The organism is Curvibacter sp. GW821-FHT09D12 (genome assembly GCF_059416245.1).
This window is the reverse complement of the sequence record NZ_JBWKOU010000004.1, coordinates 16,330-33,087: the sequence shown is the minus strand read 5'-3', so window position 1 is coordinate 33,087 and position 16,758 is coordinate 16,330. Positions and strand designations below refer to the sequence as shown.

General features: G+C 66.7%; 15 protein-coding genes. 5 read left to right on the top strand and 10 right to left on the bottom strand.

Annotation, left to right across the window (positions count from 1 at the left end; translation table 11 throughout):
* The first annotated feature begins 102 nt into the window (after positions 1-102).
* From AC07PT_RS07345 to AC07PT_RS07325, 5 genes are all read left to right on the top strand, one after another.
* Entirely contained in the window at positions 103-1,305 is a 1,203-nt protein-coding gene (locus tag AC07PT_RS07345) for an amino acid aminotransferase (RefSeq protein WP_494656520.1), read from the top strand.
* On the top strand, positions 1,302-2,726 hold the full coding sequence (locus AC07PT_RS07340) for an FAD-binding oxidoreductase (protein ID WP_494656301.1): 1,425 nt from the start codon (positions 1,302-1,304) through the stop codon (positions 2,724-2,726). The genes AC07PT_RS07345 and AC07PT_RS07340 overlap by 4 nt, the downstream gene beginning before the upstream one ends.
* Before the next feature lie 81 nt (positions 2,727-2,807).
* Positions 2,808-3,785, top strand: a complete 978-nt coding sequence (locus AC07PT_RS07335; protein ID WP_492346701.1) for a tripartite tricarboxylate transporter substrate-binding protein — start codon at positions 2,808-2,810, stop codon at positions 3,783-3,785.
* 8 nt (positions 3,786-3,793) lie between these two features.
* Complete coding sequence (locus tag AC07PT_RS07330; RefSeq protein ID WP_494656300.1) at positions 3,794-4,681, top strand: alpha/beta hydrolase; 888 nt, start codon at positions 3,794-3,796, stop codon at positions 4,679-4,681.
* A gap of 36 nt (positions 4,682-4,717) precedes the next feature.
* Positions 4,718-5,104, top strand: coding sequence for a RidA family protein (locus AC07PT_RS07325; protein WP_492346699.1), 387 nt, complete (start codon positions 4,718-4,720; stop codon positions 5,102-5,104).
* Here the strand turns inward: AC07PT_RS07325 and AC07PT_RS07320 are convergent.
* From AC07PT_RS07320 to AC07PT_RS07275, 10 genes are all read right to left on the bottom strand, one after another.
* Positions 5,077-5,763 (bottom strand): hypothetical protein, encoded by a 687-nt coding sequence (locus AC07PT_RS07320; protein ID WP_494656299.1) that lies wholly within the window; start codon positions 5,761-5,763, stop codon positions 5,077-5,079. The genes AC07PT_RS07325 and AC07PT_RS07320 overlap by 28 nt on opposite strands.
* A gap of 214 nt (positions 5,764-5,977) precedes the next feature.
* Positions 5,978-6,784, bottom strand: a complete 807-nt coding sequence (locus tag AC07PT_RS07315) for an SDR family oxidoreductase (RefSeq protein WP_492346697.1) — start codon at positions 6,782-6,784, stop codon at positions 5,978-5,980.
* Positions 6,785-6,887: 103 nt separating this feature from the next.
* The gene (locus tag AC07PT_RS07310) at positions 6,888-7,817 is read right to left on the bottom strand and encodes a DMT family transporter (RefSeq protein ID WP_492346696.1); all 930 of its coding nucleotides are present in this window, start codon (positions 7,815-7,817) and stop codon (positions 6,888-6,890) included.
* A 55-nt stretch (positions 7,818-7,872) separates the two neighbouring features.
* Entirely contained in the window at positions 7,873-9,495 is a 1,623-nt protein-coding gene (locus AC07PT_RS07305; protein WP_494656298.1) for a gamma-glutamyltransferase family protein, read from the bottom strand.
* Positions 9,496-9,599: 104 nt separating this feature from the next.
* Entirely contained in the window at positions 9,600-10,319 is a 720-nt protein-coding gene (locus AC07PT_RS07300) for a GntR family transcriptional regulator (RefSeq protein ID WP_492346694.1), read from the bottom strand.
* A gap of 15 nt (positions 10,320-10,334) precedes the next feature.
* A complete protein-coding gene (locus AC07PT_RS07295) occupies positions 10,335-11,978 on the bottom strand; it encodes an ABC transporter substrate-binding protein (RefSeq protein ID WP_494656297.1) in 1,644 nt (547 codons plus the stop codon).
* 238 nt (positions 11,979-12,216) lie between these two features.
* Positions 12,217-13,194: a Bug family tripartite tricarboxylate transporter substrate binding protein gene (locus AC07PT_RS07290; RefSeq protein WP_494656296.1), complete on the bottom strand. Its 978-nt coding sequence runs from the start codon at positions 13,192-13,194 to the stop codon at positions 12,217-12,219.
* Positions 13,195-13,240: 46 nt separating this feature from the next.
* Positions 13,241-14,542: a DUF3422 family protein gene (locus AC07PT_RS07285; RefSeq protein ID WP_494656295.1), complete on the bottom strand. Its 1,302-nt coding sequence runs from the start codon at positions 14,540-14,542 to the stop codon at positions 13,241-13,243.
* A 166-nt stretch (positions 14,543-14,708) separates the two neighbouring features.
* The gene (locus AC07PT_RS07280) at positions 14,709-16,220 is read right to left on the bottom strand and encodes a tripartite tricarboxylate transporter permease (RefSeq protein ID WP_494656294.1); all 1,512 of its coding nucleotides are present in this window, start codon (positions 16,218-16,220) and stop codon (positions 14,709-14,711) included.
* A gap of 19 nt (positions 16,221-16,239) precedes the next feature.
* Entirely contained in the window at positions 16,240-16,728 is a 489-nt protein-coding gene (locus AC07PT_RS07275; protein WP_492346689.1) for a tripartite tricarboxylate transporter TctB family protein, read from the bottom strand.
* Between the last annotated feature and the right edge of the window lie 30 nt (positions 16,729-16,758).

Below are 16,758 nucleotides of genomic sequence, written 5' to 3'. Positions count from 1 at the left end.
CAAATCAAATTTTTGTTGGATTGAACAAAGAGCGGCAACACAATTGACGCACAAAGCAACTTTCAACCAAGACAAACTGCCATGAACCCAAGCCAGTCCGCCCTGATGTCCCATGTGCCCGCCTTCCCGGGCGACCCCATCCTCTCGTTGATGGAGGGCTTCCAGGCCGACCCGCGCGCCAACAAGGTCAGTCTGAGCATCGGCCTGTACTTTGACGAAAACGGCCAGGTGCCGCTGCTGCCCTCGGTGCGCCGCGCCGAAGCCGCGTTGATGCAGCACAACGGCCCCCGCTCCTACCTGCCCATCGACGGTCTGCCCACCTACCGCGCCGCCGTGCAACGCCTGATCTTCGGCCCCGCCCACGAAGCGGTGCTCAGCCAGCGCATCGCCACCCTGCAAAGCCCGGGCGGTTCGGGCGCCTTGAAGGTGGGTGGCGACTTTCTGCGCCGCTACTTTCCGGACAGCGGCCTGTGGCTCAGCGACCCCAGCTGGGAAAACCACCGCACCATCTTCGAAGGCTGCGGCTTCACGGTGCAGAACTACCCCTACTTTGACGCACTCACAGGCTCGGTTCGCATCGAAGACATGCTGGCCAGCCTGAAATCCCTGCCTGAGCGCAGCATCGTGCTGTTGCATGGCAGCTGCCACAACCCCACCGGCGTCGACCTGACTCAAAGCCAATGGCGGGCGGTGATCGAGGTCCTGCAAAGTCGCAACCTGATCCCCTTCATCGACCTGGCCTACCAAGGCTTTGGTGACGGCCTGGACGAAGACGCCTTCGCTCCCCGTGCCATGGCCGAGGCCGGCCTGACCTGCCTGGTGGCGAACTCGTTCTCGAAGAACTTCTCGCTGTACGGCGAGCGCTGCGGTGCCCTGAGCGTGGTCTGCCCCGATGCCGTCACCGCCGATCGCGTGCTGGGCCAGCTCAAGGCCACGGTGCGGGCCAACTACTCGACCCCCCCGATGCACGGGGCCCAGGTGATTGCCCAGGTGCTCAACGAACCTGAGCTGCTGGCCCTGTGGACGGCCGAGACCACGGCCATGCGCACCCGCATCCGTCGCATGCGCGAACACCTGCACGCCGCGCTGAACCAGCGCTTCCAGGGCCGCCGCTCGTTTGACTACCTGCTGAGCCAGCGCGGCATGTTCAGCTACACCGGGCTGAGCGCCGAGCAGGTGGACCGCCTGCGCGCCGAGCATGCGGTGTACCTGGTGCGCTCGGGTCGTCTGTGTGTCTCGGGCCTGACCGATGGCAACCTGGCCCACGTGGCCAACGCCATCGCCGCCGTGCTGGAAGCCGCATGACCCAGCCCAGCGCCGACGTCAACGCCGACACCGCCACGGCCTGCCTGGCCGAACTGCTCACCGCACTCGGCCACCAGGGCATGCGCCTGGGCGATGAGGTTGAGCTGCCACGCTGCACCGACTGGAGTGGTCACCCGCCCGTGCGCCCGCTGGCCTTGCTGCGCCCCGGCAGCACGGCCGAAGTGTCGGCCGCCCTCGCCATCTGCCACCGCCACCGCATGGCCGTGGTGCCCCAGGGCGGGCTGACCGGCCTGGCCGGTGCGGCCGTGCCGGTGGCCGGCGGGGTGACGCTGTCTTTGGAACGCATGAAAGGCATCGATGAGGTGGACAGGCGGGCCGCGACGATGACCGTGCAGGCCGGCGCCACGCTGCAGGCCGTGCAGGAAGCGGCGGCCGAAGCCGGTCTGGCCTTCGGGGTGGACCTGGGTGCGCGCGGCAGTTGCCAGATTGGTGGCAACCTGGCCACCAACGCCGGTGGCAACGGCGTGATCCAGTTTGGCATGATGCGCGAGCAAGCCCTGGGGCTGGAGGTGGTGCTGGCCGACGGCACCGTGCTCGACATGCTGCGCCCCATGATCAAGAACAACACGGGCTACGACCTCAAGCAACTGTTCATCGGCTCCGAGGGCACGCTGGGGGTGATCACACGCGCCGTGCTGCGCCTGCGCCCGGCCCCGTTGGCGCGCGCCACCGTGTTGCTGGCCCTGCCCGATTTCGAGGCGGCCATGGCCCTGCTGGGCCGCTTGCAGGCGGCCTTCCCGGGGGCCCTGGCGGCGTTCGAGCTGATGTGGCGTGACTTTGTCGAGCTGTCGCTCGCCTGGAAAACGGCGCCCCCACCCTTTGCCGAGCCGCACGCCTTTCTGGCCCTGGCCGAGGTCACAGGCGCAGACGAAGCCCTTCTGCAGCAGGCGCTGGAAGAACTGCTGGCCCCGGCCCTCGAAGAAGGCCTGGTGGTGGACGCGGTGCTGCCGCCCTCGCGCGCCCAGGCGGCAGCGCTGTGGCGCATCCGTGAAGCCACGGCCGAGTTTCCGACCCGCATGCAGCCCATCAATTTCGACATCAGCCTGCCCCTGGCGGTGATCGGCGAATTTGCCCAGGCCTGCGTGGACGCCCTGACGTTGCGCTGGCCCGGGCAACACAGTGTGCGCTTCGGCCACCTGGGCGACGGCAACCTGCACCTGAGCACCGACGCGCGCTCGCTGGGCGGGCTGTCGTTTGCCGAGGCCGAGGCGGCGGTCGAAGAACTGGTCTACGGCTTGCTAGCCACCTACGGGGGCAGCGTGTCGGCCGAGCATGGCATCGGCCTGCACAAAAAGCCCTACCTGGGCCTGAGCCGCAGCCCGGCCGAACTGACCGCGATGCGGCAGATCAAGCAGGCCCTGGACCCGCTGGGCCTGATGAACCCCGGCAAGATTTTCTAGGAGCGTGTTCAATGCCTCCCTCGTGCGAGACATTGAACACGCTCTAACAACAAAAGCACCCACCCCCTCGAAAGGAAATCCATGAACCGCCACCACTTCCTGCTCGGCGCCCTGGCACTGGCCCTGACCAGCACCACCGGCGCGGCCCTGGCCCAGAGCAATGCCAGCATCCGCATCCTGGTCGGCTTTGCCGCTGGCGGCAGCTCGGACATGATTGCGCGCCAGTTGGCTCAGGGCCTGCAACAGGAGCTGGGCCAGCCGGTGGTGGTGGACAACAAGCCCGGAGCGGGCGGCCAGATCGCGGCCCAGTTGCTCAAGGCCGCCAAGCCCGACGGGCAGACCCTGTACCTGTCGAACAGCCACACCATGGCCATGATCCCGTTGACCGTGCTCAACCCGGGCTACGACGCCGCCAAGGACTTCGCCCCCATCGGCCTGGTGGCCGTCAACCCCGATGTGTTCGTGATCAACCCCAGTGTGGTCGGCAACCCCAAGGCGGGCTTGAAAGAGTACGCGCAATGGGCCAAGGGCGGCCCCGACCGTGGCAGCGTGGGCGTGCCGGCCCCTGCGAGTGCGCCCGACTTTGCGGTGGGCATCGTGGCCAAGGCCCTGGACGCCGACCTGCGCTCGGTGCCCTACCGCGGCGATGCCCCCGTGGCCCAGGACGTGATGGCCGGCCAGATCAGCGCCGGCATCGGCTCGGTGGGCGCCATGCTGCAACCGGCCAAGGCGGGCAAGGTGCGCATCGTGGCGGTCAACGGCACCAGCCGGCTGGCCCTGCTGCCCGACGTGCCCACCTATGCGGAACTGGGCATCAAAGGCTACGAAGAAATGATCTACACCGGCCTGTTCGCCCCAGCCGGCCTGCCGGCCGATCTGGTGCAGCGCTACAGCACCGCCCTGGCCAAGGTGGTCAAGTCGGAGGTGTTTGCCGAGAAGCTGGCGGCCCTGGGCATCAGCGCCGCCAGCAGCAGCCCGGCCGAGCTGGCCGCCCGCGTGGCCCACACCCACAAGGATTGGTCGGTGATGGTCAAGAACGCCGGCTACAAGGCCCAGTGATCGCCCCCGTGAACGACCAGCCCTTCCCCCCACGACTGGCAGCCCCCGAACTGGGGCTGGCCGAGCGCGAGCAGGCGTATTCGCCCAGCTCGTGCATCGGCGGCGACTACCGCCCCTTTCTGCAGCAGTACCAGCAGCGCAGCGACACAGCCCGGGCCCTGCCCCACCAGGAGCATGCCTACGGCGGCCTGCCGCGCCAGCGCCTGGACCTGTTCCTGCCCCCGGCGCCACAGGGCGCCGCCCGCCCCCCAGCGCTGCTGGTGTTCATCCATGGCGGCTACTGGCAGGAGTTGTCCAAGCAAAGCGCCTGCTTTGCCGCCCCGGCCTGCCTGGCCGCGGGCCATGCCTTTGCGGCCGTGGGCTACACCCTGGCGCCGGAAGCCACGGTCGAGCAGATCGTCCAGGAGTGCCGCACAGCCCTGGTCTGGCTGCACCAGCATGCGGACCGACTGGGCTTTGACCCGGCCCGCATCGTGGTGGCCGGAAGCTCGGCCGGTGCGCACCTGGCCGCCATGTGCGCGCTGCGCAGCTGGCCGCACGAGGCCGGCCTGCCCGCCGGGGCCGTGCTGGTGTCGGGGGTGTACGAATTGGCCCCGCTGGTGGGCACCTCGATCAACACCGCGCTAAACCTGACGCCCGACAGCGCCAGCCGCGTGAGCCCGCTGCACTACAGCCTGGCAGGCTTTGCCCGCACCGTGCTGGCCTGGGGCGAGATCGAGACCACGGAGTTCAAGCGTCAAAGCCGCGCCTTCGGGCAGGCGCTGCAGGCCCAGGGCCTGCCCGAGGTGCCCAACCTGGAGGTACTGGCCCGCAACCACTTCGACGTGGTGCTCGACCTGTGCGAACCCGGCACGCCACTGGGCGACGCCACGCTGTCCCTGCTGGCCCGTGTCTGAGCCCCTTCAATTCCCCTTCATCACTCCGAACCTGCCATGAGCAAACAAGTCATCGACATCGGCCTGCCGCCGCTGAAGCAACCTTTTTCGTGGGCCGTGCAAGGCGCCGGCATCGTGTTCACCGCGCACGGACCGGTGCAGGCCGACGGCAGTGTGTTCACTGGCGACATTGAAACCCAGACCCGCCTGACCTTCGGCAACCTGAAGAAGGCCGCCGAAGCCGCAGGTGCCACCCTGGCCGATGTGGCCCAGGTGCTGATCTACATGACCGACGTGAAAGACATGCCGGCGATCGACAGCATCTACCGCGAGTTTTTCGAAGCCCCCTACCCCAACCGCTCCAGCATGGGCGTGAACGCCCTGGTGGTGCCGGGCATGAAGATCGAGATCGTGGCCTACGTGCTGGCGCCGCCCAAGGCGTGAGCACTGAGCGCATGGGCCACTCTGTCGCGGAACTCCTCTTCGCTGACCACGCTCAGGCTGGCCGATCCACACCTCACTTCCCTCGCCAGGGCCTGTCGCCAGCGCTGCTGCAGGCCTGTCGGCTCACGACCCCGCTCGGCCTCCAGCCACCAAAGGCCAGCCACCGCGCCATCCACCCCGGGGCGCACCACGGCCTCCACCCCGGCTGCCCTCAAGGGCGGGGCCAATTGCCACCAGTCGTCTGACAGCAGCACGTCCAGCGCCACTGATTCCAGCCTGGGCTTGGGGGCGTGTGCCTCGCTCAGAAGGAAGGCCTGGCCTTGCCGGCTCCAGGAACACCCCGAATCATGAAACAAGGCCTGCGTCTGTGAGGGATCGACGCAGTTGAACCACTGCGTCGACGCAGGCCCGCGCAGCGCTGAGGGGAAGACCCGGGCCCAGCCCCGGCGTTGCGTGTCATCTTGCGAAAGGTGATCCAGTCGCGCCATGCCCACCCAAACACGCGCCAGCAGTTGCTGGACCGGCTGGGGCACACCGCCCTCCAGGCCGGGCTCTCGGCACGCCCAGCCCAACAGCTCGAGGGTGCCCTGTCTGGGCGGCAGCAGACCCAGCTGCCAGTCGGAGGACAGGGGGTTCTCACAGATCAGGAGGTGGGTCATGGTCAGTGCGGGGGCCAAGTGCCGGAGGCGGGATGCGGGTGTCGACTGCACAGAATCAGGCGCACCCATGAACATCACACTCTAGGCACTGAAATGCCCCCACCAAGCCCAAGTCCCCATGACAAACGACCTTCGGTCACATCTGTCGCCCTGAATGCACTCACGTGGCGCCCCAGGGCACTGGCGCACTCAGGCAGCACCACGGCCCACGGGCTCAGTAGGTCCCGGGGTAGGCCCCGCCATCGGGCAGGATGTTCTGCCCCGTGAGGTAGCCCGCGTGCACGCTGCAGAGGAAGGCGCAGATGGCACCGAACTCAGCCGGGTTGCCGTAGCGCCCGGCCGGGATCTGGGCTTGCTGGGCGGCACGGATGGCCTCGATGGGCTTGCCGCTTTTCTTGGCGGCAGCGCCCAGGGTGCCGGCCAGGCGGTCGGTGTCGAACTTGCCGGGCAGCAGGTTGTTGAGGGTGACGCCGCGGGCCGCGATCGAACTGCGCGCCACCCCCGCCACAAAACCGGTCAGGCCGCTGCGAGCCCCATTGGACAGGCCCAGGATGTCGATGGGCGACTTGACCGAGCTGGAGGTGATGTTGACGATGCGGCCAAAGCCGCGCTCGGCCATGCCGTCGATGGTGGCCTTGATGAGCTCGATGGGCGTGAGCATGTTGGCATCCACCGCCTTGATCCAGGCCTCGCGGTCCCAGTCGCGGAAGTCGCCGGGGGGTGGGCCGCCGGCATTGGTGACCACGATGTCGAAGTTGACCCCGGGGCCGCCGGGCACGGCAAACAGCGCGGCGCGGCCTTCGGGCGTGGTGACGTCGCTGGCCACGCTCAGCACCTGGGTGGCCGATGGCCGCAACGAATCGCCCAGCAGGCCCGCCGTGGCCACCTGCAGGCCTTCGGCACCACGCGCAGCGATCACGACGTTGACGCCCTCGCGCACCAGGGCCTGTGCGCAGCCCAGGCCCAAGCCTTTGCTGGCCCCGCAGACCAGGGCCCATTTGCCGGCAATTCCGAGATCCATGTCTTGCTCCAATGAGGTGAGTGTTCAGTTGGAGGCCGATGATACGGCTGGTAACCATCTCCGCGCTGGCCAGGGTGATCCGCCCTGGCAGCGCAGGCTGTCATCAGCCCCGGCGCTGTGCGCCCCGGGTCACGACAAAGATGCCCGCCATCACCAGCACCGTGCCCGCCGCCACCCAGGCCGTGAAGGGCTCGCCCAGGATCAGCACGCCCATGAGGATGGTGGACAGCGGCCCAATCATGCCGGTCTGTGCGGTGAGGCCGGCGCCGATGCGCTCAATGGCCATCATCACGATCAACACGGGCACCGCGGTGCACACGGTGGCATTGAGCACCGACAGCCACAGCACCTCGGGCGCCACCAGGGCGGCCGACCAAGGGCGCAGCACGGCAAACTGGAGCAGGCAGCACAGGCAGGCCACCGAGGTGGCCAAACCCACCAGGCGCAGCGAGCCGATGCGCTTCACCATCTCGCCGCTGTAGACCAGGTACAGCGCATAGCTGACCGCACTGAGAAACACCAGCAGGGTGCCCCAGGCGATCTGGCCGCCTTGCAGGTTGACCTCGTGGCCAAACACCAGCAGCACACCGCAATAGCTGACGCCCATCGCCACCACCTGGCGCACCGTGATGGGCTTGCCATACAACACCCGCCCCAACAGCAGCACCAGGGTGGGGTTGAGGTAGAGGATGAGCCGCTCCAGGCTGGCACTGACATAGGCCAAGCCGGCAAAGTCAAGAAAGCTGGCCAGGTAGTAGCCGCTGATGCCCAGCCCCAGGACACCGAGCCAGTCGCGCCCGCTGAGGGCGGCTGGGCGCACGGCCTGGCGGTAGGTGGCCCACCAGGCCATGGCCAGAAAGATGGGCAGCGCAAACAGCATGCGGTACATGATCAGGGTGACCGCATCGACGCCGTGCCGGTAGGCCAGCTTGACGATGATGGCCTTGCCGCTGAAGGCGATGGCGCCCAGGCTGGCCAGGGCCAGGCCGCTCGCCATGCGGCGCGAGGCATCGGGGGCATGGGAACGCGTCATGGCCGGCCCAGCCGTGCACCTGCGTCACCATGCAGGATCGAATCAGGCCCGGCCCTCAAAAGCCAGCCGCCAGACCGTCGCGGCGCGGGTCGCTGGCCACCACGTAGCCTTCCACCTTGGGGTCGCCCGCACGCCAGATGAACTGGCCGGCACCGAAGTCCTGGTAGGAGTCGTTGATGACTTCCATCACATGGCCGCGCTCGGACAGGCCCTGCACCGTGTCGGCCCGCATGGCGGCCTCGACGTTGATCTCCAGGCCGGCGTTGTAGCGCCAGCGCGGGGCGTCGCAGGCGGCCTGCGGGTTCTGGCGATAGTCCAGCATGCGCACCAGGGTTTGCATGTGGCCCTGGGGTTGCATGTTGGCGCCCATCACGCCATAGCTCATGACCGGCTGGCCATCCCGGGTCAGGAAAGCCGGGATGATGGTGTGGAAAGGCCGCTTGCCGGGTGCCACCAGGTTGGCCGGGTTGAAGGCCGAGGCGTCGAGGCTGAAGCCATGGCCGCGGTTTTGCAGGCTGATGCCGAACTCGGGTTCGACGCAGCCCGAACCGAAGCCCATGTAATTGCTCTGGATGAAGCTGACCATCATGCCGTCTTCGTCGGCCGCCGTCAGGTAGATGGTGCCGCCCTTGACCGGGTTGCCGGCGCCAAAGTCTTGCGCCTTCTTCATGTCGATCAGCCGGGCGCGCGAGGCCAGGTAGGCCGGGTCGAGCATCTGCTGGGGCGTGACCTCCATGGCCGAGGGTTCGGCCACGTAGCGGTACACATCGGCGAAGGCCAGCTTCATGGCTTCGATCTGCAGATGCTGGGAGTCAATGCCGTCCACCGCCAACGAGGCGATGTCGAAGTTCTCCAGGATGCCCAGGGCGATCAGGGCCGCGATGCCCTGGCCGTTGGGCGGGATCTCATGCAGGGTGTAACCACGGTAGTTCTGGGCGATGGGCTTCACCCATTCAGGCCGGTACTCGGCAAAGTCGCGCGCCGTGATGCTGCCGCCATGGCGGGCCGAGAAGCGTTCGATGGCCTCGGCGATCTGGCCGCCGTAAAAGGCCTGCCCCTTGGTTTCGGCAATCGCGCGCAGGCCGCGGGCCGCCGATTGAAAGCGGAACAGCTCGCCCACCTGCGGTGCCCGGCCCCAGGGCAGGAAGGCATCGGCAAAGCCGGGCAGGCCACGCAACTCAGGGGTGGCGGCGGCCCACTTCTGCTGTACCACGGTGGGCAGCAGGTAGCCACGCTCGGCGATCTCGATGGCGGGCTCCATGAGGTCGGCAAAGGGCAGTTTGCCGAAGCGCTCGCTCATGGCCACCCAACTGCTGACCGCGCCAGGCACGGTGACGGCATCGAAGCCGCGCTTGGGCGGGTTCTTGGCCTCGGCGCCGTACTTGGCCTTGAAATAGTCGGGGGTCCAGGTCTGGGGCGCGCGGCCCGAGGCATTGAGGCCGTGCAGTTCCTTGCCGTCCCACAGGATGCAGAAGGCATCGCTGCCCAGGCCGTTGCTGACGGGCTCGACGATGGTCATCGCGGCGGCGGCCGCCACCGCAGCGTCCACCGCATTGCCGCCCTTCCAGAGCATGCGCAGGCCGGCCTGGGCCGCCAGCGGATGCGAGGTGGACACCACGTTGCGGGCAAACACCGGCAGACGGGTGCTGAGGTAGGGGTTGGCGTAATCGAAGTTCATGGGTTCGCGCCTTCAGGCAGGTGGCAGGGGTTGAGGAATCGGGGTGCGATGCGGGCCGGCCCGGCTTGACCGGGCAGTCAAAAATTATCGCACCGCCGGAGGGTTCATGCCGCTGACGGGGGATCGCGCCACTGCGGCGCCAGCAGGCGCGTGGCCTGGCGTGCCGCCTGCAGGTGGGCACGCATTTCGCGGTGGGCGGCCAGCGCGTCGTGCGCGAGGATGGCCTCCACCACGCGGCTGTGCTCCTCGTACGACTGCACCAGGCGATCGAAGCGGGTGAACTGGCCGCGCCGAAAGGGCTTGACCCGGGTGCGCAAGGCGCGCGCGGCCTCGGTCAGGTGGGCGTTGTGGGCCCCCTCAAGCACCAGCTGGTGCAACCGCAGATTGGCCTGATCGTAGGCTTCCATGTCGTGAGCCTGCATGGCCAGGCGTCCCTGGGCATGGGCCTCGGCCAGGGCCTGGCGTTGCGCCTCGTCCATGCGCAGGGCGGCATACCGTGCGCAGGCCGACTCCAGTTCGGCGATGGCCTCGAACATCAGGTCCAGCTCGGCCGCGTCCAGCCGGCGCACCATGGAACCGCGGTTGGGTCGGTAATCGGCCAGGCCGGTGGCCACCAACTGTTTGAGGGCTTCCCGCACCGGGGTGCGCGAGACCTGGTAGCGCGCGGCCATGGCCTGTTCGTCCAGGTGCTGGCCCGGTTGCAAGTGGCCGAGCACGATGTCATCGGCCAGCCGCCGGAAGACCTGTTCAGCCAGGCGCCCACGCGGCACGCCGGACAAGGCGGCCACCGGCTCGGTGCGGGCCTCGGGCAAGGCTTCAGACATGGCGTGAAGCCCGGCTCAGTAGCCGATGGTGGTGAGGTCCTGGAACCAGTGCTGGGCCTGCACAAAGTGCTTGATCCTGGGCGAGTGGGCATGCGGATTGGTGTCGTGTACCACCCACAGCATCAGGGCCTGGTCGACCAGGGTCTCATGCAGGGAGGCCAATAGCTTGTCCTGCGTCTTGGTGTCAAACGTGGTACGGATCTTGTCGATCGTGGCGTCCACCTGCGGATCATTCAGGCCGCCCCAGTTGACGCCGTTGGGCGCGATGTAACGGCTGTCCATGAAGCGCGTCAGGGCATAGAACGGGTCGGCCGTGACATAACCCAGGTTGATGGCGCTGATGCCCTCGCCGGCGTTCATGTCGGCCTTGGCACCGCTGCGCCAGTGCAGGTAGAGGTTCTCCAGTTCGACCACCTCGAACTCGATCTGCACCCCGATTTCGGCCAGGCTTTGCTGGATGAACTCGTTCATGGGCAGCGACAGCATCTGCCCGCTGCCCCCCTGCGCAATGATGACCTTGGCCTTGAGCGGCCGGTTCTTGCCATAGCCGGCCTGAGCCATGAGAGCACGGGCCTGCGGCAGGTCGTACTTGATGTCGAAGTGAGGTTTGCCGAACCAGGGGCTGCTGGGGTCGAGTTGCCCCCGGGCCACCGAAGCCTGGCCGTTGAGCAGTTGCACGATGGCCTCGCGGTCGATCGCCAGGTTGACGGCCTTGCGCACACGCACATCGCCCCAGGGCGAGCCGGGGTAGGTGCTGAAGTGGTAGGGCCAGACATGGGGGGTGACATTGCTCACCACCTTGAAGCCCCCCTTCCGGAGCTGGTCCAGCGCATCGGGCGGCGGCGTTTCGATGACGTCGACCTGGCCGTTGATGAGGGCGTTGGCGCGGGTCAGTGCGTCGGGGATGGGCATCAGCACGATGCGGTCGGCATGGGCCAAGCGGGTCTTGTCCCAGTAGCCCGGGTTGCGCACCAGCTCGGCGCGTTCACGCGGCACCAGTTTGTCGAGACGGAACGGACCGGTGCCCGAGGGCTGACTGGCCACCTTGTTCCAGTCGCGGCCCAGTTTGTCCCATTGCGTGGGGCTGCCAATCAGGAACCAGGGCAACTGGTAGGGGAACAGGGCATCCACGTCCTTGGTGGTGATTTCGACCGCGTAGTCACCCACCTTGCGCCAACTGGCCACCGAGGGGATGCGCGGGCGCACCTGCGCGGCCTGCTTGGCATCGTATTGAGGCGATTTGTCGCTGAGCACCTTGTCGAGGTTCCAGACCACCGCGTCGGCGTTGAACTCGGAGCCATCGTGAAACTTGACACCCCGGCGCAAGGTGAAAACCCATTTGCGAGAGTCCTTGGCATCGACCTTCCATTCGGTGGCCAGGCCAGGGATCAGCTTGCCTGGTCGGCTGCCGATGTTGGCCTCCCAGGCAATCAGCGGGTCATACAGGGTGTGCCCGGTGAACTGATAGGCCCCGGCCCCACGGTCAGGCTGGCCGGTGGTGAGCGGAATGTCGGCCATCGACATGCCGTAACGGACCACGGTTTCAGCCCATGACCCGAAACACGCGCTGCCTGCGCTCAAGGCCACGGCGGTGTTCACGGCCAGACGGCGCCAGCGCGCCCAGACATGGGGACGGCCGGCAGGGGATGCGGATGGCATGGAAGGCACTCCTCAAGTGTTGGGAATGCAGAGGTTCAGCATGCACCGTGCCAGGCCGGCCCAGCCCGCCCATGTATTTGAAACAAGCCGGCGGCAAGCGGCTTGCAGGGCATTTGTACGCCGATTGCCAAACCGGCGTCGCTGCACCGGCCGCAGACCGGGTCACCCCCGCGGTGCATGCACCGGATTCAGGCGATGCCGGCGGCGGACCCTGCACGGCCCTGGCGCCGGATCGACCTCAATCGGTGCTGATGCGTCGCTCGACGATGATCTTCTTCCACTTGGCGGTGTCAGCCGCCACCATGGTGGCCAACTGTTGCGGTGAACCGGTGACGGCCTCGATGCCCATGCGTTGCAGCTTGTCCTTGACCTCGGGGTCGGCCAGGGTCTGAGCGGCTGCGGCGTTGATCCGTTGCAGCAGGTCGGCCGGCAGGCCCTTGGGGCCGTACAGACCAAACCAGGTCGTGGACTCGTACCCAGGGAGCACGTCGGCAATCGGCGGCAGCTCGGGTGCCAAAGGGCTGCGTTTGAGCGTGGTGATGCCCAGCGCACGCAGGCGCCCGTCACGCACATGGGGCATGCCAGTGGGCAAGGAATCAAACAACACGTCGAGCTTGCCGCTGACCAGGTCAGGGATCGCCAGGGCAGTGCCTTTGTAGGGAATGTGCACGATGAACAGCCCGGCCTGCGCCTTGAACAACTCGGTGGTGAGCTGCACGATGGTGCCGTTGCCGCTGGAGGCGTAGTTGAGCTTGCCCGGGTTCTTGCGCGCCAGTTCGATCCACTCTTTGATGTTGCGGGCGGGAGAGCTGTTGGGCACCAGCATCACGCTGGGCGCGTTGCCGACCTGCGCGATGGGCGTGAAATCACGCACCGTGTCATAAGGCAGGCGGGCCCCCAGGGCAGGGCCGATCGAGTGCGTGCTGGAGGTGGCCAGCAACAGGGTGTAGCCGTCGGGGGCCGCCTTGGCGACCAGATCTGAGCCGATCGCACCGCCTGCGCCGGGGCGGTTCTCGATCACCAGCGAGCCGCCCAGGCGCTCACCGAGTTTCTGCGACAGGGCCCGGGCAAAAAGATCGGTGGCACCGCCGGCCGGAAAAGGCACCACCAGGCGCACCGGCTTGTGGGGATAGCCCGTCTGAGCCCAGGCGCCCGAAGCGCCCAAACCAGTGGTGGCCAGGGCTGCCGCCTGGCCGATCAGGTGTCGTCGTTGCAAGAAAAGCTCCCGATGGAATGATGAACCCGGCCCGAGGCGGTCCGACTCAATGGCCGTCGCTGCCCACGATGCGGTGGTGCAGCCGCCGCAGCGACCACCATACTGCCAGCAACACCACGGGAATGGCCAGCGCGGTGGTGGACTCCACGCTCCAGGGCCAGCCCACCTTGGTGGCGCCCTTGGCCACGTAGCCCAGCAGACCGACGATGTAGTAGCTGATGGCGGCCACCGACAAGCCCTCCACCGTGGACTGCAGCTTGAGCTGCAGGCCCTGCCGCTGATTCATGGTGGTGAGCAGGTCCTGGCTGCTTTGTTGCTGCTCGATCTCGACCCGGGTGCGCAACAGGTTGCTGATGCGCGAAACCCGCTGTGACAGCGCATCCTGACGGCGTGCGGCCCATTCGCAGGTGCTGCGGGCCGGGGTCAGGCGGCGCTCCATGAATTCGCCAATGGTCTGCATGCCCGCCAGCCGTGATTCGGCGATGTCCTGGATGCGCTTGTCGACCAGCTCGAAATACGCGGCACTGGCCGAAAAGCGGCTGTGGGTGAGCGCGTACTGGCTCTCCACCTGGCCGGCCAGGCGGGTCAGGCGGTCCAGCAGTTCAGGCTCGTCCTGGCGGGCTGCCACCCGGATCGATTCGGCCAGGGCGGCCAGTTCGCGGTCGACCACCGACAAGGCAGCCCCTGCCTCACGGGCCACCGGCAGGCCCAGCAGGGCCGCCATGCGGTAGGTCTCGATCTCCAACAAGCGCTGCACCAGGCGACCCAAGCGGCGCGGCGACAGGCTGCCGGCCAGCAGCAGCATGCGCGAAAAGCCGTCGGGGTGGATCGCAAAGTCGGTGTAGACCTCGCCATGCCCATCGGCCACCTGAGAGGCCACCAGCGAATCCTCATGGAACAAGCGGCGCACCCGCTCCTCGGGGTCGCCCGCCGAGGCAGGTTGCACGATCAGGTGCATGGCACAGAAAGAACGCCCAGGCAAGCCAGCCAGCCACTCCTGCGGCGCCAGCCCGACCGCCGTAGGAGGCTCGGTGCGGTCCAGATCGGCCAGCTCCAGGCTGCGGCTGAAGCTCCAGCTGACAAATTCAGTGTGCAGCTCCCAGCGCAACCGCCAGGGGCCCAGATCGGTGCGCAAGTGGGTGGTACTGGCGTCGGGCAAGGCCTGGTGGTGGTTGCGAAGCAGGGCCGCCAGGTGCTCACGGCTGGCCTCGCGTTCGCGGGCATCACAGGCCATGACCAGGTGCGAGATCACCAGCGGCGCCTGCAAAGCCTCCGGCGGGCGAGCGTGGATCTCGTTGTGCAGCGCCACGCGCTGGGGATGTTGCGAAATGGGAAAGGGCAGCTTCATGCGTCTCTCAGGGTTGGCCGGCCCGGCCGGGACAGCCGGCATTGTGACGCATGCCAAAGGCTGGCCTTCCACGATCCGCCCCGCCCAGAAAAAACGGCACCCGAAGGTGCCGTTTGAACTTGGGGCCCGGGAGCCGCCAGAGGCGGGCTCGCCAAAGCAGCCGGGGTCAGTCTTCGACGAAGGCTTCCTCGCGCTTGTTCTTGACCGCAGGCAACAGCACGATGATCAGCAGCAACAGGGCAGCGGCCAGCAGACCAGCCGACAACGGACGGGTCACGAACACGCTCCAGTCGCCACGCGACAGCAGCAGCGCACGGCGCAGGTTTTCTTCCATCATCGGGCCCAGGATGAAGCCCAGCAGCAAGGGGGCAGGCTCCACACCCAGCTTGTTGAACAGGTAGCCGATGAAGCCGAAGCCGCCCACCATCCAGATGTCGAAAGTGTTGTTGTTGGTGGAGTACACGCCGATCGCGCAGAACAGCACGATGGAGGGGAACAACCAACGGTAAGGCACGGTCAACAGCTTGATCCAGATGCCGATCAGCGGCAGGTTCAAGATGATCAGCATGGCGTTGCCGATCCACATCGAGGCAATCAGGCCCCAGAACAGTTCGGGGTTGCTGGTCATCACCTGCGGGCCCGGCTGGATGTTGTGGATGGTCATGGCACCCACCATCAGCGCCATCACGGCGTTGGGCGGGATGCCCAGCGTCAGCAGCGGGATGAAGGAGGTTTGTGCACCGGCATTGTTGGCGGCCTCAGGGGCTGCCACACCGCGAATGTTGCCTTGGCCGAAGGGCACTTCACCCGGGCGCAGCTTGGTCTTCTTCTCGATGGTGTAGGCGGCAAAAGCAGCCAGCAGCGCACCGCCGCCGGGCAGGATGCCCAGGGCAGAACCCAGCGCCGTGCCACGCAGCACAGCCGGGATCATGTTCTTAAAGTCTTCCTTGTTCGGGAACAGGCCTTCGACCTTGGCGGTGAACACTTCACGGTCTTCGTCCGACTGGGCGAGGTTGGTGATGATTTCGCCGTAGCCGAACACACCCATGGCGATGGCCACGAAGCCGATGCCGTCGGTCAATTCAGGGATGTCGAAGCTGAAGCGGGCCACGCCCGAGTTCACGTCGGTACCGACCAGACCCATCAACAGGCCCAGCACGATCATGGCCACCGCCTTGAGCAAAGAGCCCGAGGCCAGCACCACGGCGCCGATCAGGCCCAGGATCATCAGCGAGAAGTATTCGGCCGGGCCGAACTTGAAGGCAACTTCGGTCAGCGGCGGCGCGAAGGCGGCCAGGATCAAGGTGCCCACGCAACCGGCAAAGAACGAGCCCAGGCCCGCCGCAGCCAGCGCCGGCCCCGCACGGCCCTTGCGAGCCATCTGGTAGCCGTCGATCACGGTCACCACCGACGAGGATTCACCTGGCAGGTTGACCAGAATCGCGGTGGTGGAGCCACCGTATTGAGCACCGTAGTAAATGCCGGCCAGCATGATCAGCGCAGCCACCGGGGGCAGCGCGTAGGTGGCGGGCAGCAGCATGGCGATGGTCGCCACGGGGCCGATGCCAGGCAGCACACCGATCAGGGTGCCCAGCAGACAGCCGACGAAAGCGTAGATCAGGTTTTGGCCCGTGAAGGCAACGCCAAAACCGAGCGCCAGGTTATTCATCAAATCCATTTTTTGTACTCCTCAATGCTCAGCCGGTGATGAAGCTGGGCCACACCGGGAACTGCAGCTTGAGCAGGACCACGAAAGCCAGGTAGCTGCCAATCGCCAGGATGGTGGACAGACCGAGCACACCCTTGAGGCTGAACTCATTGCCCGCCAGGCTGGAGATGATGACCAGGGCGTAGATGCCGAGGATCATGCCCATGGCCGGCAAACCAATGCTGGGCAGACCGCCGAGCAGGATGCCGAACACGAAGTTGGCGGCCAGGATGAAGAACAGGGGCTTCCAGGCCCAGGCACCGATCTTGTCGCCACCTTCGGTCTCGACCACCATCGCCTTGAAGGTGATGACAGATCCGATCAAAGCCAGCAGGATGCCCAGCATGAGGGGAAAGTACCCAGGACCCATGCGCGCACCAGACCCCACGCTGTAAGTCGTGGCACCCCATGCGAACGCGACACCGACCCCCATGAACATGAGGCCGGAAAAAAAGTCTTTTTGACTTTTGATTTTCACGAAGTATCTCCTCGAAAGAATTTTTCGACT

Bases quoted from the DNA above. Each gene is read 5' to 3' on its own strand.
- AC07PT_RS07310 (WP_492346696.1), bottom strand. From the start codon at position 7,817: ATGACGCGTTCCCATGCCCCCGATGCCTCGCGCCGCATGGCGAGCGGC.
- AC07PT_RS07340 (WP_494656301.1), top strand. From the start codon at position 1,302: ATGACCCAGCCCAGCGCCGACGTCAACGCCGACACCGCCACGGCCTGC.
- AC07PT_RS07280 (WP_494656294.1), bottom strand. From the start codon at position 16,220: ATGGATTTGATGAATAACCTGGCGCTCGGTTTTGGCGTTGCCTTCACG.
- AC07PT_RS07285 (WP_494656295.1), bottom strand. From the start codon at position 14,542: ATGAAGCTGCCCTTTCCCATTTCGCAACATCCCCAGCGCGTGGCGCTG.
- AC07PT_RS07320 (WP_494656299.1), bottom strand. From the start codon at position 5,763: ATGACCCACCTCCTGATCTGTGAGAACCCCCTGTCCTCCGACTGGCAG.
- AC07PT_RS07300 (WP_492346694.1), bottom strand. From the start codon at position 10,319: ATGTCTGAAGCCTTGCCCGAGGCCCGCACCGAGCCGGTGGCCGCCTTG.
- AC07PT_RS07305 (WP_494656298.1), bottom strand. From the start codon at position 9,495: ATGAACTTCGATTACGCCAACCCCTACCTCAGCACCCGTCTGCCGGTG.
- AC07PT_RS07295 (WP_494656297.1), bottom strand. From the start codon at position 11,978: ATGCCATCCGCATCCCCTGCCGGCCGTCCCCATGTCTGGGCGCGCTGG.
- AC07PT_RS07325 (WP_492346699.1), top strand. From the start codon at position 4,718: ATGAGCAAACAAGTCATCGACATCGGCCTGCCGCCGCTGAAGCAACCT.
- AC07PT_RS07315 (WP_492346697.1), bottom strand. From the start codon at position 6,784: ATGGATCTCGGAATTGCCGGCAAATGGGCCCTGGTCTGCGGGGCCAGC.
- AC07PT_RS07335 (WP_492346701.1), top strand. From the start codon at position 2,808: ATGAACCGCCACCACTTCCTGCTCGGCGCCCTGGCACTGGCCCTGACC.